Source organism: Desulfuromonas sp. DDH964 (genome assembly GCF_001611275.1).
Taxonomy (GTDB): Bacteria; Desulfobacterota; Desulfuromonadia; order Desulfuromonadales; family DDH964; genus DDH964.
On the sequence record NZ_CP015080.1, the window covers coordinates 1682055 to 1701183 of the forward strand.

Consider the following 19129-nt stretch of genomic DNA (forward strand, 5'->3'; position numbering starts at 1 on the left):
GACGCCATGAACAATTTCATTTTTCAAACTACCGCCACCATCATCAATGAGCCCGGGGTCACTTCCCGATTGGGGGAAATTGCCGCCAGCCTTGGCATGCACCGGGTACTGCTGGTCAGCGATCCCGGAATTGCCAAAATTGGGCTGCTGGAACTGGCGGAATCCGGGTTGCGCACCGGCGGTATGGAGGTAAGCGTGTTTGCCGAAGTACTGGCCGACCCCCCGGTCGATAACATCATGGCCGCCTTGAACCAGGCCAGGGAATTTAATGCCGACGGTGTAATCGGGTTCGGCGGCGGCAGCTCGATGGATGTCGCGAAGCTGATTGCTTTTTTGAGCAACTCGGAACAGGGTCTGGCCGAGATTTACGGGGTCGGAATCGCCCGGGGGAAACGGTTGCCACTGATCCTGGTGACAACGACCGCGGGGACTGGTTCGGAAGTGACGCCGATTGCCATTGTCACGACTGGAGAGAACGAAAAAAAAGGGGTGGTCTCTCCGCTTCTGCTCCCCGATATTGCCATCCTTGACGCTGAGCTGACCGTCGGACTTCCACCACGGGTCACTGCCATGACCGGAATCGATGCCATGGTACATGCCATCGAGGCCTATACGACCAGGGTTAAGAAGAACCCGATCTCGGATACCTTGGCGCGGCAGGGGCTCAAGCTGCTCTTCGAAAACATCCGGGCGGCAATCGCCAATGGGCATGACCTTGAGGCGCGCTCCAAGATGCTGGTCGGCGCCCTGCTTGCCGGGCAGGCCTTTGCCAATGCTCCGGTCGGCGCGGTTCACGCCCTTGCCTACCCGATTGGCGGGCAGTATCATGTCGCGCATGGGTTAAGCAATTCCCTGGTTCTGCCGCACGTGATGCGGTTTAACCTGCCGGTCGCCAGCAGGGAGTACGCGGAGCTGGCCCGGGAGCTGTTCAGTGATCTCGGCACCACCAGCGATCTGGCCGCAGGTGCCAGATTAATTGGTGCACTGGAGCAGTTGATGGTCGACGTCCAGTTGGAAACCCGGTTGAATCAGGTGGGAATTGGCAAAGAAGCACTGCCAGTGCTGGCCGAGGCCGCCATGCTGCAGACTCGACTTCTGGTCAATAACCCGCGAGACGTTGGATACGAGGATGCCCTGCAGATTTACCGGGATGCCTGGTAAGGAAGCGACCACTGGTCCGCAGTGGCAGGACGCTGGTACTCAGAATCTCTCACAAGGATGCGGTATGACATCGATTACGCTCAAAGAACAGGGGTTGTTCCGTCAGCAATGCTATATCGACGGCGAGTGGTTGGATGCAGACAATGGTGTCACGCTGGAGGTGACCAACCCGGCGACCAATGCCATTCTCGGCACCATCCCGAAAATGGGCGCCACCGAGACGCGGCGTGCTATTGAGGCGGCCCACCGTGCTCTCCCCGCTTGGCGGGCCAAGACCGCCCAGGAACGATCGAATATCCTGCGCAAATGGTATGAGTTGTTATTGCAGCACCAGGACGACCTGGCAGTGCTGATGACCGCCGAGCAGGGGAAGCCGCTGGCCGAATCAAGGGGCGAGATTGCTTACGCGGCCTCCTTTATCGAGTGGTTCGCCGAAGAAGGGAAGCGTGTCTACGGCGATGTCATCCCGCCGCACCAGGCCGACAAACGGATTGTAGTGCTGAAAGAACCGATCGGTGTCTGCGCCGCCATAACCCCCTGGAACTTTCCCTCGGCGATGATTACCCGCAAGGCTGGCCCGGCCCTGGCTGCCGGCTGTACCATGGTGGTCAAACCTGCTACCGCCACCCCCTACTCAGCGTTGGCCCTGGCTGAACTCGCCCGGCAGGCCGGTGTCCCGCGGGGGGTCTTCAGCGTGGTCACTGGCTCCTCGGCCGAAATCGGCGGCGAACTGACCGCCAATCCAATAGTGCGCAAGCTGACCTTCACCGGTTCCACCGAGGTTGGCAAACAGCTGATTGCGGCCTGCGCCGGTACGGTAAAGAAGGTCTCCATGGAACTGGGGGGCAACGCCCCCTTTATCGTCTTTGACGATGCCGATCTTGATGCCGCGGTGGAAGGTGCAATGGTGTCAAAATACCGCAACACAGGACAGACCTGCGTCTGCACCAACCGCTTCCTGGTTCAGGAGGGGGTCTACGACGCCTTTGCCGAAAAATTGGCGGCGGCGGTGCGGAGGATGACGGTTGGGGACGGGCTCAAAGGGGAAACCCAGCAGGGACCGCTGATCGATATGGGGGCACTGGAGACGGTAGAGAAGCACGTCGCTGATGCCGTCGCCAAGGGTGCCCGGGTGGTGACCGGCGGCAAGCGCCATGCCCTGGGTGGTAGTTTCTACGAGCCGACCGTGCTCGCCGAAGCCACCCCGGGGATGTTGATCGCCAAAGAGGAGACCTTCGGGCCGGTGGCGCCACTCTTTCGTTTTCAGACCGAAGAGGAAGCGATCCATATGGCGAATGACACCGAGTTTGGTCTTGCTTCGTATTTCTACAGCCGGGATATCGGGCGCATCTGGCGCGTTGCCGAAGCAGTTGAATACGGCATCGTCGGTGTCAACACCGGACTCATCTCTACCACCGTCGCTCCCTTTGGCGGGGTAAAGGAGTCGGGGACTGGCCGTGAGGGGTCAAAATATGGCATTGAGGATTTCCTCGAGATCAAGTACCTGTGCATGGGTGGAATCGGCAAGGTGAATTAGACGTAAGGCTTCTCTCTGCTAAAAGTGCTGGCCGGGGGATTTCCTTTGCTGCCGGCCAGGGCTCGCACTTTTGGCAAATTAACTCTAACCGGTCTGCCAAGAAGGTTGACTGCTATTCAGAATTGGCACATTAACCACGAAAAGTGGAGGACTTGCCGATGCCCTTCGTAAATATCAAAATCACCCAGGATGGTGCGACGGCTGAGCAGAAGGCCGAATTGATCCAAGGGGTTACGAAGCTCCTAGTCGATATTCTCGGAAAAAATCCTGCAACCACTGTCGTCGTTATCGAAGAGATTGCGACCGACAACTGGGGAATCGCCGGGGAGACTGTTACCGCAAGACGCTTGAAATGCCCCTAGTTCGCTTGGGCATACCCCCCCCCGGAGGACTCCAGCATGACCACAAAAAGCCCACAGCGCTCCGAATACAAAGCGTTTTTTCCCATTGCCACGCGCTGGATGGATAATGACCTGTTCGGGCATGTCAACAATGTCGTCTATTATTCGTACTTCGATACTGTGGTGAACCGATACCTGATTGAAAACGCAGGGTTCGATATTCACTCGGCCCAGGTCGTCGGTTATGTCGTCAATTCCGGGTGCAATTACCTTTCACCAGTGGGATACCCGGACGCTCTGGTTGCCGGGCTTCGTGTTGACCGGCTAGGAAACAGCTCGGTTCATTACGGGCTTGCCATATTTCGAGAGGATGAGGTGGCAGCCTCAGCCTATGGTCATTTTGTTCATGTCTTTGTCGATAGGCAAGTGAACCGTCCGGTTCCGTTGCCACCTGCCATCAGAGCAGCCCTCGAAAAAATTTCTATATGAGCGTTTGCACGGGGGGGCTGGTGGGAGATCTCTCCCACCGGCCGGCCTCGCCTCTCCCTCACAGCTTTGGTTTTCCCTTTTCGTTTCCCTCCATCCGTTCCACTCCCTGAATCTCACAGTATCTCCAAGGATGGTATTGTTGTGGCGGAGGTTCGCCATTTTCTCTCTTGTCGGGGTGAAGCGAGGCCCTGTATACTTCGATTTCTGCCGGTTTTCCGCCGGGGAAAAGTTTCTTGGAGCTTTTATGGAAAAAATTCTGATTGTCGACGACGAAGCCTTTATCCGCGAAAACCTGGAGCGGATCCTCGCCGAGGACGGCTACCGCCCGATCTCCACCGAGAGTGGCGAAGAGGCCCTGAAGCAGGTCGGCGAGGAGGAGATCGACCTGGTCCTGCTCGACCTCAACCTCGGCAGCAAGAGCGGGCTCGACGTCCTCAAGGCGCTGCGGGAGGTCGACCCGGAGGTGCTGGTGATCATCATCACCGGGTACGGCACCGTGGAGAGCGCCGTCGAGGCGCTGAAAATGGGGGCCTACGATTACATCAAGAAGCCCTTTAAGGCCGACGCCATCCGCCTCATCGTGCGTCTGGCGCTGGAGACCCAGAACCTGCGCCGCGAGGTGCGCCACTTAAAGCGGGGCGGACAGGAGAAAGGGCTCCCCGGGGCCGACATGGTCGGCGCCAGCGAGGCGCTGCTGCAGGTCTACCGCCAGGTGCGCGAGGTGGCCAAGCACGAGACGGCGACCGTCCTGATCAGCGGTGAGTCGGGGACCGGCAAGGAGCTCGTCGCCCGCGGCATCCACAACCTTTCGCCGCGCAAGGACCGCCCCTTCATCGAGATCAACTGTGGTTCGCTCCCTTTCAACCTGCTCGAGACCGAGCTCTTCGGCCACGAACGGGGGGCCTTTACCGACGCCAAGAGTCGCAAGCTCGGGCTTTTTGAAGAGGCGAACGGTGGGACCATCTTCCTCGACGAGATCGGCGAGATGGACATGAACCTGCAGGTCAAGCTGCTGCGGGTACTCGAGGATCGCAAGATCCGGCGCCTGGGCGGGGCGCGCAGTATCGATATCGACGTGCGGGTGGTCGCCGCCACCAACCGCAACCTGAAGAGAGCGATCGAGGAGAAGACCTTCCGCGAAGACCTCTACTACCGCCTCAATGTCTTCCCAATCCATGTCCCGCCGCTGCGGGAGCGGCGCGACGACATCCCGCCACTCCTCGACTATTTCCTCAAGCGTTTCAGCCGCGACTTCAACAAGCGCATCCGCGAGGTCTCCCGCGACGCCCTCGACCTGCTGCTGCGCTACCACTGGCCCGGCAACGTGCGCGAGTTGCGCAACGTGGTGGAGCGCATCTGCATCATGACCAACGAGGAGGTGATCCGCCCCGAGCTTCTGCCGGGGGAGATCTTCGGCAGCACCCCACAGAAAAGCTCGCCCTTTGCCTACGAGATTCCGCCGGAAGGGATTCTCCTCGAGGAGATGATCGGCGAGATCGAAAAGGAGCTGATCGGCAAGGCGCTGAAGATCACCGGCGGCAATATCGCCAAGACCGCACGCCTGCTCAACGTGCCCCGCGGGACGCTACGCTACAAGGTGGAAAAGTACGGCCTGGAGGGGAATAATTAGCATTCAACCCCTTCGTTGCTACACCGGTGGCGGTCCATTCCTGGCGGGGTGGGCCGCCATCGGTGTTTGCGGTAAAAGCATGATCCTCCGCCGGAATCGGCCGAAATTGGCCAGTCGACCCTCGGGCTGAGTGCATTCAAAGGGATGGATCGTGACCGAATTGGTCGATAACGGGATTTTGAATTTCCCGGATAACCGTTCGATAATGCGCCGCTGTCTGTCGCACTCGGATCACGGCGGATAATTTTCGTTGGCGGTTGGCACCGCCGTTGCTATTTCCGGAATGCGGTTTTAAAACTCTCCGACGGGTCTTCCCGCCGGGCAACCGGGAGGAGTGCAACGACGATGTTGATGACGATGTGGAACCGTCTCTGGTACTGGCACGACGAAACCAGGGGGCTGCTCCTCTTCAGCCCCCTGGCCCTGCTGAAGGGGATCGGGCGCAGGAATCTCCAGTTCAAGTCCCGGCAGGAAGGGCACGAAGAGGAGATCGACCTGGCCGACGAAATGGACGAAGCACCGGCGGAGCACATCCAGCGGATCAGTACCGGTCCCGGCGGGGTCCAGGAGGAAGAGCCGCGCGCCTACACCGGCCGCCAGAAAATCGGCCTCTGGCTTGGTCCGCTCCTCTTCCTGGCCATGCTGCTGCTGCCGACCCCGGCCGGAATGACTGTCGAGGGGCAACGCATGGCAGCGGTCGCCCTGCTGATGGCGACCTGGTGGATGTGCGAGTCGATGCCGATTCCGGCGACCAGCCTGCTGCCGATCGCGCTCTTCCCGCTGCTCGGCATCACCAGCACCCAGCAGGCGACCGCCCCCTACGCCAATCACCTGATCTTCCTCTTCATGGGCGGCTTCATTATTGCCCTGGCGATGCAGCGCTGGGAACTGCACCGGCGCATCGCCATGAATATCGTCAAGGTAGTCGGCTTTTCGCCGGGGCGGCTGATCTTCGGCTTCATGGCGGCGACCGCGGTCCTCTCCGCCTTCGTCTCCAACACCGCCACCGCGGTGATGATGATGCCGATCGGCCTGGCGATCATCAACCATGTCATCGAGGAGGGGAAGAAGGAAGGGCTCGACCGCGAGATCGATTTTTCGCCCGAGAAGTTCGCTTTTGGCCTCAACCTGATGCTCGGCATTGCCTACGCCGCCTCCATCGGCGGCGTCGCGACCCTGATCGGCACTCCCCCCAACACCGTTCTCGCCGGTTACCTGCAGAAGACCTACGGCTACGAGATCACCTTCGCCCGCTGGCTGCTGGTCGGTGTCCCGCTGGTGCTGATTCTCCTCCCGCTCTGCTGGTTGTGGCTGACCCGGGTCGCCAACCCGATGAAGCTGAAGAAGGTTCCCGGCGGCCGCGAGCTGATTGCTGCCGAGCTCAAGGCGATGGGAAGGATGGGCCCGGGTGAGCGCTGGACCGCCCTAATTTTTGGTCTGACCGCGCTGGCCTGGATTTTCCGCGGTCAGCTCAGCTTCCTCTTCCCCAATCCGAAGCTCGTTACCGACGCCGCCATTGGCATGACTGGTGCCCTGCTCCTCTTTTTGATCCCGGTGAACCTGAAAAAGAACCAGTTCGTCATGGACTGGCACTGGGCGGCAAAAATGCCCTGGGGGGTACTGATCCTCTTCGGGGGCGGCCTGGCGCTGGCCGGCGGCTTCAAGGAGACCCGGCTGGCGGAATGGATCGGCGGCCAGGTCAGCCTGTTGGAACATGCGCCGGTGCTGGTGCTGGTGATCGCGGTGACCACCCTGATCATCTTTCTCACCGAGCTGACCTCCAACACCGCCACCGCGGCGATGGTGATGCCGATCCTCTCGGCGGTCGCCATCGGCCTCGGCCAGAACCCGCTGCTGCTGGTCGTCCCGGCGGCGATTGCCGCCTCCTGCGCCTTCATGCTGCCGGTGGCGACGCCCCCCAACGCCATCGTCTTCGGCTCCGGCTACGTCACCATCCCGCAGATGGTCAAGAGCGGTTTCGGCCTGAATATCATCGGCGTCATCCTCACCGTGGCCCTGACCTATGCCCTGGTGATCCCGGTTTTTGACGTCGTCCTCGACTTACTGCCGGCCTGGGCGACCCTTCCCCGCTAGCCGGCGCCCGATTCCTCCTAGCGCCTGCTTCCCCGGCAGGCTTTTCGCCCCGTTCCGGCCTCCCCGGGAACGGGGCATTTTTTTCGTGGTTTTTTACCGGGAATCATTCTTCGCTGCCATCCTGTCCGCCGGTTACTGTCAACGTTGCCTTTTGCCGGCGGGAGGTGGTAAAAGAGGTGACCTGGAGGTGCCATGGAACGAGCAATGCAACGGCAGCGGATCACCATCGAGGGGATCGTCCAGGGGGTGGGGTTCCGCCCCTTTGTCTTTCAGATCGCCCGCAAGTGGGGGATCAGCGGCTGGGTCCGCAATGACAGCCGCGGCGTGACGGTAGAGGCGGAAGGCCCCCTGCCCAAGCTCGCCGGGTTTCTCTGGAGCCTGCGTTCGGATATTCCTCCTCTTGCCGCGATCAGCCGCTTCGAACTGGCGGAGATTCCCGCCACCGGGGAGCGCGGTTTCGCCATTCTCGCCAGCGCCGCTGGTGCCGACCTGGGGGCCCAGATTGCGCCGGACAGTACGGTCTGTCCCGACTGCCTCGCCGAGCTGCTCGACCCCGCCGACCGCCGCTACCGCTATCCCTTTATCAACTGCACCAACTGCGGACCGCGCTACAGCATCGTCACCGGCGTCCCCTACGATCGTCCCCGCACTACCATGGCCGCCTTCACCATGTGTCGCGACTGCCGCGCTGAGTACGACGATCCGGCCTCGCGGCGCTTCCACGCCCAGCCCAACGCCTGCCCGGAGTGCGGCCCCCGGCTGCAACTGCTCGATACTTCCGGGAACCGGCTGACGGGCGACCCGCTGGCGATGACGGTGGAGCTGCTGCGTGCCGGGCGGATCGTCGCTATCAAGGGGCTCGGCGGCTACCATCTCGCCGTCGATGCCGGTAACGACGGGGCGGTGGCCGCACTGCGCCGCCGCAAGGCGCGGGACGAAAAGCCCTTCGCCCTGATGTCGGCCAGCAGCAGCGCGGTGCTGGATTATGCCGAAGCGGACGATGCCGAGCTGCGGCTCCTCGCTGGACCGGAGCGGCCGATCGTCCTGCTGCGCCAGAAGCCGGGGCATGATATTGCCCCGCAGGTGGCGCCGCACAACCGCTACTTCGGGGTCATGCTCGCCTACACCCCGCTCCACCACCTGCTCCTCGCATCCTTCCCGGCGCTGGTGATGACGAGCGCCAACCGCAGCGACGAGCCGATCGTCTATCGTGACGGTGAAGCTGGCGAACGGCTCGAAACGATCGCCGATGCCATCCTCGGCCACGATCGGGAGATCGAGACCCGCTGCGATGATTCGATCGCCCGCATCATGGCCGGGCAGGCGGTGCTGCTGCGCCGCTCCCGGGGCTACGTGCCGCGCAGCATCTTTCTCCCACGGTCGCAGCCCCCTCTGCTCGCTCTCGGCGCCGAGCTGAAGAGTACGATCTGTCTCACCCAGGAGGATCGCGCCTTTCTCAGCCAGCATATCGGTGACCTGCAGCATGAGGAGGTGCAGGATTCCTTTGCCGCCACCATCGATCACCTGCAGCAGATGCTCGGGGTCACGCCGCAGCTCGTCGCCCACGACCTCCACCCGGACTACTGGTCGACGCGCTTCGCCGAGGCGCAACCGCTGCCGCGGCTGGCGGTGCAGCACCATCATGCCCATCTCGTCAGCTGCCTGGCCGAACATGGGGTCGAAGAGGAGACGATCGGGGTGATCTTTGACGGCATCGGTTACGGCAGCGATGGCCGTATCTGGGGCGGGGAGTTTCTGGTTGGCAATGCGGAGGGATTCCGCCGCGTCGGGCACTTTCGCGAGCTGGCGATGCCCGGCGGCGATGCGGCCACCCGCGAGCCGCTGCGGATGGCTCTCAGCCTCCTCTATCAGGCCTACGGCCGAGAACTGCCGGACCTGCCGCTGCTGAAGCGGATTCCTGCGGCTGAGTTACCCCTGTATCTGCAGATGATCGAGCAGGGACTCAACGCGCCGCTGACCTCGAGCTGCGGCCGCCTCTTCGATGGCGTCGCGGCGCTCGCCGGGATTCGCGACCGGGTCAGCTACGAGGGGCAGGCGGCGCTGGAACTGGAGATGGCTGCCGTTCCCGGCGCGGTCGAGGGGTATCCCTATGACGTGCGGGAAGAGGAGGGGAGGCTGATCTTCGATCCGGCTGCTCTGACCCGGGGGATCGTCGCCGATCTGCAGGCCGGGGTCGCGGCCGGAGTTATCAGCAGCCGCTTTCACACCACCCTCGCCTGGATGGTGGCGGAAGTCTGCGCCCTGCTCCGCAATGCCAGCGGCCTGGAACGGGTCGCCCTCTCCGGCGGGGTGTTCCAGAACCGGCTGCTGACCGAAACCCTCGTCCCCCTGTTGCGGCGAGCCGGCTTCAATGTTCTCTGCCATCGCCTGGTACCGCCCAACGACGGTGGTCTGGCCCTCGGCCAGGCGGTGATAGCCGGGGCGCACCTGCGTCGATTGGCCCCCTGAACAGGCCGCCGCCGGCGCTTGCACGAGAGCGGGAGGATGGCTCCGCGGTGGCGACGACCTGGCGACAGGCGTCGAGAAAGCTGCCGAGTTCCTGATAGGCGCACTCGTCATCGATGCCGGCCGCTTCGAGTTCGGCGACCCGGTCGACCACCAGGGCTTCGATGGCAGCGTAGAGGCGCCGGCGGGTAGGGGATGACCGGTCCGGCAGCAGGGCGGCGAGGTCGTTGAGCAGCGCCGGCAGCTGGCGCGAAGGTTCAGCGGCCGGGTCCGGCCAGGTCGGCGCGGCCAAGCGACAGTAGCGGCTCATCGCCGGCTCCGCCGGGCGTGACGGGCGTGCTGCACGGCCCGGCGCCGCAACTGGTACTGGAGAAAACAGCCGACCTGCACCAGCAGCGCCAGGCCGAGGAGCAGGCCGAGGCCGACGGCCCAGAAGCGATGGTCGGCGGAAAGGTTGCTGGCGGCCTCGACGGGACTGGCGGCCAGGAGCAGAAGCAGAAGCAAAAGCGGATTCAGGCGTTGCATGACGGTACCTCCTTAGAAGTCTGGTGCAGGGAAAAGCCCCTGCAGACGTCGTGGAGGCTAGACCTTCCCTCATCCGGCGGGTAGCGGAGTTTTCGCATGAACGATGACTCATCAAGGCGGCAGTCTCCTGTGGGTCGGCACAGCTGTGGCGCCGTATTTGCCAACGCCTGATCGATTTTTCCTTTGTCATTGCAAGGGATTTAAGTTAATAATAGAGACGCCTGGCCTGCTTTCCCAACCTCTGGCACCACCCCCCCTCCGGTGCCATTGGTCGATTGTAGGCCAGGCACTTTTCCTGCCGGAGAAGGTCTGATGGTGGGACCGGCGCCGAGGGGCGATGATAACGAGGTCACTGAAGGGGATCGACATCCATGAAATGGACGACGCGACTGCTGCTGGGAGGTCTCTGCCTGCTGCTGTTGGTTCTGCCGGACGTGGCAAGGGCGGCGAGCAAGGGCTATTATGAGAACGGCAACCTGAAGTGGGAATATATCTATTCCGGCGGTGAGTTGACCGAGGCCCGCTTTTACAATGAGGACGGGCAACTGAAGTCGGTCAATGTCTACCAGGGTGGCGAATTGACCGAGGCCCACGGCTACGAGCCGGGCGGCAAGCGCAAGTGGCAGACCCTCTACCAGGGTGGCAAGATGGTCACCGGTCGTGAGTACTACGACAGTGGTGAAATCGAAAAGGAATATGCCTACCAGGGGGACAAGGTCAACGGCAGCTACAAGAAGTTCGACAAGAGCGGCCAGTTGCGGGAGGAGTTCACCTACAAGGATGGCGTCCTCGATGGCCCGGGAAAAACCTGGTACGAAACCGGGGAACTGAAGAGCGAGTTCAATTATCGCAACGGCGAACTCGACGGCCCCTTCAAGCAGTATTTCGCCAATGGCAAGGTGCAGGGGGAGTTTCTCTACAAGAACGGCATCCTGCAGTAGCCGCTGGACGATAAGGCAAAACTTCCAACGACAGCGGGCCCGGTGCGATTACCGGGCCCGCTGTCCTTTTTTCGGCCGGAGAGGGTCAGTGCCCGAGGACCGACGCCAGGGCGAGGATGCTTTCGTCGATCGGCCGGCGCCCGGCGGTGGCGACCGTCTCGAGGTCGCTGGTCGTCAATTTGCCGCAGGAGAGACCGATCATCTTGCCCGCTGCCCCGTCCAGGAGGAGCTCGACCGCGGCAACCCCGAAACGCGCGGCAAGGAGCCGGTCGAAGACGCTCGGCGCGCCGCCGCGCTGATAATGGCCCAGGACCATGATGCGCGTTTCAAAACCGATGCTGTCCTTGATCAAATCGGCGATCTCCTGGGCCCGGCCGGCCCCCTCGGCGACCATCAGCAGTGAGTTGTCGCGCCCTTCGGTAAAGCGCTGGCGCAGGACGCGGCAGATCTGTTCGAGGTCGAAGGGAACTTCGGGGATCAGGGCAAATTCGGCGCCGCAGGCAATCGCCGAGGTGACGGCCAGATAACCGCAGTTGCGGCCCATGGTTTCGACGACGAAGGTGCGGTCGTGGGACGACGCGGTGTCCTTGAGGCAGTCGACGGCATGGATAATGTTGTTGAGCGCGGTATCGACCCCGAGGGACATGTCGGTAAAAGGGAGGTCGTTGTCAATGGAGGCCGGAACCCCGATGACCGGTACGCCGAGGCGATGCAGGGCGAGGGCGCCGCGCAGGGAGCCATCGCCGCCGATCACCACGACCCCTTCGATTCCGGCCGTGGCCAGGTTGGCGACCGCCCGCTGCTGTCCCGCAGGTTCCAGCATTTCGCGGCAGCGCGCGCTCTGCAGGAAGGTGCCCCCCCGTTGCAGCATGCCACTCACCGACCGGGTGGTCAGGCGCTCCCACTGCCCCTCGATCAGTCCCTTGTACCCCTTGTGAATACCAATGACTTCCACCCCATGGACCAGGGCGCCGCGCACGACGCCACGGATGGCGGCGTTCATGCCCGAACAATCGCCACCACTGGTCAATACCGCCAGACGTTTCATTGCTTCCCTCTTTTCGGGTGACCCTGCCGTGGCAGGCTGAAAATCTGGGTGAGTTAACCACTTGCAGCGCTGCTTGTCAAAGGGTATCCACGCTTGCTTCGGCCCGGGCGGCTGTTAAGCTTGGAGCACCGCGAGCGCCCGGAGATTTGCCCGCGCCGGCGGCCGGAAGGAGTCGATGATGGAGGGATTCGCCCCGGAACCCGAGCAGTTCCCGGTCTATCCGATGCGGGAGCAGGTGAGCTTTCCGCACATGGTCTTTCCCCTCTTTGTCGGCCGGGAGGAGATGGCGCTGCTCGATGCGGCCCTGCGCGCCGACCATCTGCTCGTTATCGTCACCTGCTTCAGCACCAGGCTTCCCTGCGCCTGGCACGACCTCGCCCCCATCGGTACCCTCTGCCGGATCAACCGGATTTTCCGCCTCCAGGATGGCAGCTGCAAGGCGACGGTGGAGGGGGGGCAGCGGATTCGCCTGCGCGAGTGTTGCCAGCACTCTCCCTTCTTCGTCGCCCGCTGTGAACCGATCGTGGAAGAGCGGCAGCCGGGGCTGGTGGCCGAGGCCCTGGTCCAGAGCGTTCACGCCCTGCTCAAAATCGCCCTGGCCAGTGGCCGCCCCCTCCCCGGCGATGTCCTGAAGATGATTGACCAGGTCGAAGATCCGGGGCGCCTGGCCGACCTGGTGGCGGTCTACCTCAACCCCGGCTTGCGGGAAGCGCAGCGGATTCTCGAGATTCTCGCCCCCCTGGAGCGCCTCAAGGAGGTCTATCTCCTCCTCACCGCCGAGGTTCAGAAGCTCCAGGTCCAGGGGGAAATCCAGGCCGGGGTCAGCAAGCGGGTCGGCCGCTCGCAGAAGGAATACCTGCTGCGCGAACAGATGCGGCAGATCCAGGAGGAACTCGGCGATGACGACCCCCGGCAGTCGGAACTGCAGGAGCTGCGGCGCCGCATCGAAGCATGCAACCTGCCCGATGCAGCGCAGCGGGTTGCCCTGCGGGAATTGAGCCGGCTGGAGCATATCAACCCCGGTTCGCCCGAATATACCGTCGCCCGCACCTACCTCGAAACCCTCAGCAACGTCCCCTGGCAGACCGGCAGCGACGACCAGCTCGATGTCGCCCACGCCCAGCAGGTCCTCGATGCCGACCACTTCGGGCTCACCGAGGTCAAGGAACGCATCCTCGAATACCTGGCGGTGCGCAGCCTGCGCCCCACCAGCCACGGCCCGATCCTCTGTTTCGTCGGCCCCCCGGGGGTCGGCAAGACCTCGCTGGGGCGTTCCATCGCCCGGGCCCTGGGGCGCCAATTTATCCGCATCTCCCTCGGCGGCATGAAGGATGAGGCGGAGATCCGCGGTCACCGGCGCACCTATATTGGCGCGCTGCCGGGGCGGATCATCCAGGAGATCTGCCGGGCCGAGGTCAACAACCCGGTCTTCATGCTCGACGAGGTCGACAAGATCGGCCAGGATTTTCGGGGCGACCCGGCGTCGGCGCTGCTCGAGGTCCTGGACCCGGAGCAGAACGATTCCTTCACCGACCACTACCTCGACATCCCCTTCGACCTGTCGCGGGTGATGTTCATTACCACCGCCAATCTGCTCGAACCGATTCCCCACGCCCTGCGCGACCGGATGGAGGTGATCCACCTCTCCGGGTATGCCGACCGCGATAAGCTGGAGATCGCCTTTCGCTACCTGATTCCGAAACAGTGCGAGGAGAATGGCCTGGCCGGGCACGATCTCGAGTTCTCCCGCGCGGCGGTCGCCAAGCTGATCCAGGACTACACCCGCGAGGCCGGGGTGCGCGGTCTGGAACGGCAGCTGGCGGCCATCTGCCGCAAGCTCGCCCGGCAGCTGGCCCAGGGGGAGAGCGCTCCGCACCGGATCGAAGCGGCCGATGTCGAGGAGCGGCTCGGAGCGCGCAAATTTTTTACCGATGCCGCCGCCGGGGAGGATCGGGTCGGTGTGGTGACCGGCCTCGCCTGGACCGAGGCCGGCGGCGACATCATCTTCGTCGAGGCGACGCGCATGGCCGGGAAGAAGGATCTGCAATTGACCGGCAGCCTCGGCGAGGTGATGCAGGAGTCGGCGCGCACCGCGCTCTCCTTTATCCGTTCCCGGGCCGCTGACTTTGCGATCGATCCCTCCATATTCGAGCGCAGCGACCTCCATATCCACGTCCCCGCGGGGGCCATCCCCAAGGATGGCCCTTCGGCCGGGATCACCATTGCCGTTGCCCTGATCTCGCTCCTGAGCGGACGCCCGGCCCGGCGCAGCGTGGCGATGACCGGCGAACTGACCCTCACCGGGCGGCTGCTGCCGGTCGGCGGGGTCCGGGAGAAGGTCCTCGCGGCCCACCGCGCCGGGGTGAAAACGGTGCTCCTCCCGGCGCTCAACCGCGAGAACCTCGCCGACCTCGAGCCCGAGCTGCTGACCGAAATCCGGGTCGTAACGGTCGCCTCCCTGGAGGAGGTGGTCGAATGGAGCCTCCTCCCCGCCCCCGCGGCGGCGAGCCGCCCCTTTGCGCCCGCCAGCGGCTCTTTTGCGGCCGGTTGACGCGAAGAGGACTCGACCCCGGCCAGGCGACCGGTGTATAATCCAGCAACCTGCGGGTCCTGCACGGTCCGCCCACCCTATCCGGAGAGATGCCGTGAATCCCCATTTTCGTCGCTTTTTGCTGGCCGCCTGTTGCGGCCTGCTCGTTTTTGTCAGCGCGGCCGGCGCCCAGACCCTGAGCGACAAGGTCCGCCAGGCGACCCTCGACAACGGTCTCAAGCTGCTCGTGGTCGAACGCCATGATGCCCCGACCTTTACCGCTTATCTCACCCTCGGCGTCGGCGCTGTCGACGAGACGAGCGCCACCCGGGGGGTCGCCCATCTGCTTGAGCATATGCTCTTCAAGGGGACCAAACGCATCGGTACCCGCGACTGGCAGCAGGAAGCGCCGCTGCTGGAGAAGATCGAGGAAGTCGGCAGCCGCATCGACGCCCTCAAGGACGACCCCCAGGTCAACGCGGTCGAACTCGCCCGGCTGCGCGCGACCCTCGCCACCCTCCAGGCCGAGCACCGCCAGTACGTGGTCAAGGACGAGTTCTCGCGCATCTATGCCGAGAACGGCGGGGTCGGCTACAACGCCTTTACCAGCAAGGATATGACCACCTACCTGGTCTCGCTGCCGGCCAACAAGCTCGAGCTGTGGGCGGCGCTGGAGTCGGATCGCATGCAGAACGCAGTGCTGCGCGAATTCTACACCGAGCGCGAGGTGATCAAGGAGGAGCGCCGCCGCTCCTACGAAGCGAGCCCCGGCGGCATGCTCTACGAACGGCTGATCGCCAATGCCTTCACGGTGCACCCCTATCGGAATCCGATCATCGGCTGGGAGTCGGACATCGATCATTTGACCCTGGCGGAAACCCGGCAGTTCCTGCATGCCTACTACGCGCCGACCAACGCGGTGATCACCCTGGTCGGGGATATCGACTTCGACCAGGCCAGGGCCCTGGTCGAGCGCTACTTCGGCGGCATTCCGGCTGGAACCGAGGTAGCGCCGGTGACCGCCATCGAGCCGCCGCAGGGGGGGGAGAAACGGCTGCGGGTCGAATTCGACGCCGAGCCGCAACTGGCGATCGCCTTTCACAAGCCGACCCTGCCGGACAAGGCCGATTACCTTTTCGACCTCATCGACCAGATTCTGGCCCAGGGGCGCACCTCCCGCCTCTATCGCGCCCTGGTCGTCGAGCAGCAGCTGGCGACCTCGGTTTCGACCTATGGCGCTCCCGGGTCGCGCTATTCGAACCTCTTCGTCATCAGCGCCGTCCCGCGCTATCCCCACACTGCCGCGGAGGTCGAGGCCGCCATCTATCATGAACTGGAGCGCCTTGCCAGCGAGCCGGTCAGTGCCGATGAGCTGGAGCGGGCCCGCACCCGCCTGCAGACCGACCGGCTGCGCTACCTGAAGGGGAATGAAGGCCTGGCCCGGATGCTCAGCTATTACCAGGTCGTCGCCGGCGACTGGCGCTACCTGGTCGATTACGATGCGATCGTCGCCGGCCTCGACGCCGAGCAGGTGCGCCAGGCGGTTGCCACCTACCTGGTACCGGCAAACCGGACTGTGGCGATCCTCGACAAGGACGGGGGGCTGCAATGAAATACGTCTCCGTGACCACGCTCCTCGCCTGCTGGCTGCTGCTCAGTCTGGTCGCCTGTACCCCCGTGCCGCCGCCGGGGGATGTAACCAGCCTCCATTACCCGCCGCTGGTGTTCCAGGTGCCGGAAGTGGAGAAGCTGACCCTTCCCGGCGGCATCCGCCTCTATCTCAAGGAAGACCACGAACTGCCGCTGGTCGAGGTCACGGCCATGGTCGGCGCCGGCGACATCGGCGATCCGGCCGACCGCACCGGCCAGGGGGGGCTCTTTGCGGCCCTGCTCCGCACTGGCGGCGCCGGGGAACGCGGGCCACAGGCCTTTGATGACGAACTGGAACGCCTCGCTGCCGATCTCAGCGTCGAGATCGGGACCTACGCCACCACTTGCGATCTTTCCCTGCGCAGCAAGGATCTCGATTCCGGGCTGCAACTGCTGGCCGATCTGCTGCGGCGGCCACGCTTTGACGGCGAGCGGCTGGAACTGGCCCGGCGCCAGGCCATCGAAGGGGTGCGGCGGCAGGACGACCTGCCGGCGGCGATCGCCCAGCGCACCCTGATGCAGGCCCTCTACGGCGACCACCCGCTGGGGCGGACGCCGACGGTGGTGACCCTGTCGGCGGTCAGCAGGTCCGATCTACAGGCCTTTCACCAGCGCTTCTTTACGCCGGACAACCTCTGGTTGGCGATCACCGGCGATTTTCAGCGCGACGCGCTGCTGGCCAGTCTGGAACAAGTCTTTGGCGACTGGCAGGCCGGACCGGCGCCCCGCCAGGAGATCCCGGCCCTGCCGGCGGCCGCGCCCCCCGCTCTCTGGCTGGCGACCAAGCCGGTGCCGCAGACGACGATCCTTGCCGGCGAGGTCGGCATCGACAAGGACGCTCCCGATCTCCAGGCGGTGCGGGTGATGAACTGGATTCTCGGCGGCGGCGGCTTTAATTCCCGCCTGATGCGCGAGGTCCGTTCCAATCGGGGACTCGCCTACTCGGTCTATTCCTATTTCCAGGTCGGGCGCCGGCTCCCCGGGCCCTTCATCGCCGGTACCGAGACCAAGAGCGCCACCACCCTCGCGGTGATCGGGCTGTTCCGCGCCGAGATGGAACGGATGCGCCAGGAACCGGTGACCGCGGCGGAACTGGCACTAGCCAAGGAGAGCCTGATCAACTCCTTCGTCTTTGCCTTCACCGACAGCCACGAAGTGGTCAGCCAGCAGCTGCGCCTCGATTTTTACGGTTACCCCGCCGACTACCTGCAGGGCTACCGGGACCGACTCGCTGCAGTGACGGCGGCCGACGTGCAGCAGGCGGCCCAGGCCCATCTGCACCCGGACCGGCAGGCGCTGGTGGTGGTCGGTGACCCGGCCGCCTTTGACGGCGACCCGGGCGGCCTCGGCCTGCCGGTAACGCCGGTCCTTCCCGCCGCGGCGGACAGCCCGACGGCCAAAAATGGGCCGGAAGTCAAAGAGACCGGGCGCTGATGGATCTCCTCCTGAGTTTCGCGATCCAGCTCTTCATCGTTGTCGACCCGATCGCCGGCTTGCCGGTCTTCCTGGCGATCACGCCGCGCAACAGCGCGCAGGAGCGGCAGGCCATGGCGCGCCGCGGCTGCCTGGTGGCGTTCTTGCTGGTCGTCTTTTTCCTCCTCGGCGGCCCGATTCTCCTCGCCTACCTGGGGATTTCGACCGCCGCGGTGCAGATTGCCGGGGGATTGCTCCTCTTCGCCATTGCCCTGGAAATGCTCTATGGCCGACCGACCGGGACCGGGACGACCCGGCGCGAGGAGCGCCTGGCCGAAGCCAAGGCCGACATCTCGATCACGCCGCTGGCGATCCCGCTCCTCGCCGGCCCCGGCGCCATTGCCAACTGCCTGATCTTTGCCGGCCGCGCTGCGGGGGGAGGGGATTACCTCCAGCTCCTGGCCGCGGCAGCTGCCGTTTTCGTCGTCACTTACCTTCTGCTGGCACGGGCGAATCTCCTCGCCGGCTGGCTCGGCCGCCTCGGGACCGCGATCACCACCCGGGTGATGGGGCTGATCCTCGCCTTTCTCGCCGTACAATATGTCATCGACGGCCTGCATGCTGCTCTGGAAGGGTGAAAGAATGGACCTCGGCCAGTTTGATCAGCTCCTGACCGACTATCGCCAGCTGGTGAACCGGATCGACCGCCATGCCGCAGCCGTGGCTTCGGCCTGTGGCGACCAGCTCGCCTGTCACCCCGGTTGTGCCGGCTGCTGCCGGCAGATCACCGTCTCTGCCATCGAGGCGCTCGCCCTCTGGCGTGCCCTGCAGGATCTTCCGCCCGCTGCGGCCGCCGCGCTGCGGGCGGCGGCGGTTGCCGCCGAGGCGAGTGAGGAATGCCCGCTCCTGGAAGGGGGACTCTGTCGCCTCTATGCGGCGCGGCCGCTGATCTGCCGCACCCACGGGTTGCCGCTGCTGGTCGAAGATGAGGCCGGCCGCCGGGTCGATTTCTGCCCGCTCAACTTTACCGCCGGCGGGACCCTGCCCGGAGCCCTGGTCCTCGACCTGGAACGGCTCAACACCCTGCTGGCCCTGCTCAATCGCCAGTTTCTCGAAGTGCTGGCGTCCAAACAGATCGAACTCCCGGACCGGCTCAGCCTGGGCGTCGCGCTCTCCCTGCAACTGTGAAAAATCATTGCGATACAGTAGTGTCCGGTTAGCAAATTGCATTCACCCAAAGTTGCAGATAATTGTAAATATTTTCACAAGTTAGCGTATTTTTTGCTTGACAAATCGTCGTGAAG

At 63.9% G+C, this 19129-nt stretch carries 16 protein-coding genes; 13 read left to right on the forward strand and 3 right to left on the reverse strand.

Annotation, left to right across the window (positions count from 1 at the left end; translation table 11 throughout):
- Window positions 1–6: 6 nt before the first annotated feature.
- The 7 genes from DBW_RS07610 to hypF all read left to right on the forward strand — a co-directional run bounded on the left by DBW_RS07610 (window position 7) and on the right by hypF (window position 9721).
- Window positions 7–1161 carry an iron-containing alcohol dehydrogenase gene (locus DBW_RS07610; protein WP_066726536.1) on the forward strand — a complete coding sequence of 385 codons (1155 nt, stop codon included), beginning with the start codon at window positions 7–9 and terminating at the stop codon, window positions 1159–1161.
- A 64-nt stretch (window positions 1162–1225) separates the two neighbouring features.
- Window positions 1226–2698: an NADP-dependent succinate-semialdehyde dehydrogenase gene (gene gabD, locus DBW_RS07615; protein ID WP_066726538.1), complete on the forward strand. Its 1473-nt coding sequence runs from the start codon at window positions 1226–1228 to the stop codon at window positions 2696–2698.
- Between the two features lie 158 nt (window positions 2699–2856).
- A complete protein-coding gene (locus DBW_RS07620) occupies window positions 2857–3060 on the forward strand; it encodes a 2-hydroxymuconate tautomerase family protein (RefSeq protein WP_066726540.1) in 204 nt (67 codons plus the stop codon).
- Window positions 3061–3096: 36 nt separating this feature from the next.
- Window positions 3097–3528 (forward strand): acyl-CoA thioesterase, encoded by a 432-nt coding sequence (locus DBW_RS07625; protein ID WP_066726541.1) that lies wholly within the window; start codon window positions 3097–3099, stop codon window positions 3526–3528.
- Between the two features lie 244 nt (window positions 3529–3772).
- Complete coding sequence (locus DBW_RS07630) at window positions 3773–5158, forward strand: sigma-54-dependent transcriptional regulator (protein WP_066729734.1); 1386 nt, start codon at window positions 3773–3775, stop codon at window positions 5156–5158.
- A gap of 345 nt (window positions 5159–5503) precedes the next feature.
- Window positions 5504–7252 (forward strand): SLC13 family permease, encoded by a 1749-nt coding sequence (locus DBW_RS07635; protein ID WP_082820239.1) that lies wholly within the window; start codon window positions 5504–5506, stop codon window positions 7250–7252.
- Window positions 7253–7444: 192 nt separating this feature from the next.
- Window positions 7445–9721 (forward strand): carbamoyltransferase HypF, encoded by a 2277-nt coding sequence (hypF, locus tag DBW_RS07640; protein WP_066726543.1) that lies wholly within the window; start codon window positions 7445–7447, stop codon window positions 9719–9721.
- On the opposite strand, the gene DBW_RS18485 is transcribed toward hypF, so the two are convergent.
- Together DBW_RS18485 and DBW_RS07645 are read right to left on the reverse strand one after the other, a co-directional pair.
- Complete coding sequence (locus DBW_RS18485; RefSeq protein ID WP_157471835.1) at window positions 9621–10028, reverse strand: hypothetical protein; 408 nt, start codon at window positions 10026–10028, stop codon at window positions 9621–9623. The genes hypF and DBW_RS18485 overlap by 101 nt on opposite strands.
- Window positions 10025–10243 carry a hypothetical protein gene (locus tag DBW_RS07645; protein WP_066726545.1) on the reverse strand — a complete coding sequence of 73 codons (219 nt, stop codon included), beginning with the start codon at window positions 10241–10243 and terminating at the stop codon, window positions 10025–10027. Before DBW_RS07645 ends, DBW_RS18485 begins: the two co-directional genes overlap by 4 nt.
- A gap of 371 nt (window positions 10244–10614) precedes the next feature.
- Between DBW_RS07645 and DBW_RS07650 the strand changes: the two genes are divergently transcribed.
- Window positions 10615–11184, forward strand: a complete 570-nt coding sequence (locus tag DBW_RS07650; RefSeq protein WP_066726547.1) for a toxin-antitoxin system YwqK family antitoxin — start codon at window positions 10615–10617, stop codon at window positions 11182–11184.
- Between the two features lie 85 nt (window positions 11185–11269).
- Here the strand turns inward: DBW_RS07650 and pfkA are convergent, their stop codons facing one another.
- Window positions 11270–12232, reverse strand: coding sequence for a 6-phosphofructokinase (gene pfkA, locus DBW_RS07655; RefSeq protein ID WP_066726549.1), 963 nt, complete (start codon window positions 12230–12232; stop codon window positions 11270–11272).
- 178 nt (window positions 12233–12410) lie between these two features.
- Here pfkA and lon point away from each other — a divergent pair, with 178 nt between their 5' ends.
- The 5 genes from lon to DBW_RS07680 all read left to right on the forward strand — a co-directional run bounded on the left by lon (window position 12411) and on the right by DBW_RS07680 (window position 19013).
- Window positions 12411–14783 (forward strand): endopeptidase La, encoded by a 2373-nt coding sequence (lon, locus tag DBW_RS07660; RefSeq protein WP_231875404.1) that lies wholly within the window; start codon window positions 12411–12413, stop codon window positions 14781–14783.
- A gap of 94 nt (window positions 14784–14877) precedes the next feature.
- Window positions 14878–16374 carry a M16 family metallopeptidase gene (locus tag DBW_RS07665; RefSeq protein WP_066726553.1) on the forward strand — a complete coding sequence of 499 codons (1497 nt, stop codon included), beginning with the start codon at window positions 14878–14880 and terminating at the stop codon, window positions 16372–16374.
- The gene (locus DBW_RS07670; protein ID WP_066726555.1) at window positions 16371–17846 is read left to right on the forward strand and encodes a M16 family metallopeptidase; all 1476 of its coding nucleotides are present in this window, start codon (window positions 16371–16373) and stop codon (window positions 17844–17846) included. Before DBW_RS07665 ends, DBW_RS07670 begins: the two co-directional genes overlap by 4 nt.
- Window positions 17846–18463 carry a MarC family protein gene (locus DBW_RS07675; protein ID WP_066726557.1) on the forward strand — a complete coding sequence of 206 codons (618 nt, stop codon included), beginning with the start codon at window positions 17846–17848 and terminating at the stop codon, window positions 18461–18463. Before DBW_RS07670 ends, DBW_RS07675 begins: the two co-directional genes overlap by 1 nt.
- A 4-nt stretch (window positions 18464–18467) precedes the next feature.
- Complete coding sequence (locus tag DBW_RS07680) at window positions 18468–19013, forward strand: YkgJ family cysteine cluster protein (protein ID WP_066726559.1); 546 nt, start codon at window positions 18468–18470, stop codon at window positions 19011–19013.
- Window positions 19014–19129 lie beyond the last annotated feature (116 nt).

What these genes read in the sequence shown, in the direction of transcription:
- DBW_RS07670 (WP_066726555.1), top strand. Translation starts at nt 16,371, where the DNA reads ATGAAATACGTCTCCGTGACCACGCTCCTCGCCTGCTGGCTGCTGCTC.
- DBW_RS18485 (WP_157471835.1), bottom strand. Translation starts at nt 10,028, where the DNA reads ATGAGCCGCTACTGTCGCTTGGCCGCGCCGACCTGGCCGGACCCGGCC.
- DBW_RS07645 (WP_066726545.1), bottom strand. Translation starts at nt 10,243, where the DNA reads ATGCAACGCCTGAATCCGCTTTTGCTTCTGCTTCTGCTCCTGGCCGCC.
- DBW_RS07610 (WP_066726536.1), top strand. Translation starts at nt 7, where the DNA reads ATGAACAATTTCATTTTTCAAACTACCGCCACCATCATCAATGAGCCC.
- DBW_RS07635 (WP_082820239.1), top strand. Translation starts at nt 5,504, where the DNA reads ATGTTGATGACGATGTGGAACCGTCTCTGGTACTGGCACGACGAAACC.
- pfkA (WP_066726549.1), bottom strand. Translation starts at nt 12,232, where the DNA reads ATGAAACGTCTGGCGGTATTGACCAGTGGTGGCGATTGTTCGGGCATG.
- DBW_RS07630 (WP_066729734.1), top strand. Translation starts at nt 3,773, where the DNA reads ATGGAAAAAATTCTGATTGTCGACGACGAAGCCTTTATCCGCGAAAAC.
- DBW_RS07620 (WP_066726540.1), top strand. Translation starts at nt 2,857, where the DNA reads ATGCCCTTCGTAAATATCAAAATCACCCAGGATGGTGCGACGGCTGAG.
- hypF (WP_066726543.1), top strand. Translation starts at nt 7,445, where the DNA reads ATGGAACGAGCAATGCAACGGCAGCGGATCACCATCGAGGGGATCGTC.
- gabD (WP_066726538.1), top strand. Translation starts at nt 1,226, where the DNA reads ATGACATCGATTACGCTCAAAGAACAGGGGTTGTTCCGTCAGCAATGC.
- DBW_RS07680 (WP_066726559.1), top strand. Translation starts at nt 18,468, where the DNA reads ATGGACCTCGGCCAGTTTGATCAGCTCCTGACCGACTATCGCCAGCTG.
- DBW_RS07675 (WP_066726557.1), top strand. Translation starts at nt 17,846, where the DNA reads ATGGATCTCCTCCTGAGTTTCGCGATCCAGCTCTTCATCGTTGTCGAC.
- lon (WP_231875404.1), top strand. Translation starts at nt 12,411, where the DNA reads ATGGAGGGATTCGCCCCGGAACCCGAGCAGTTCCCGGTCTATCCGATG.
- DBW_RS07625 (WP_066726541.1), top strand. Translation starts at nt 3,097, where the DNA reads ATGACCACAAAAAGCCCACAGCGCTCCGAATACAAAGCGTTTTTTCCC.
- DBW_RS07650 (WP_066726547.1), top strand. Translation starts at nt 10,615, where the DNA reads ATGAAATGGACGACGCGACTGCTGCTGGGAGGTCTCTGCCTGCTGCTG.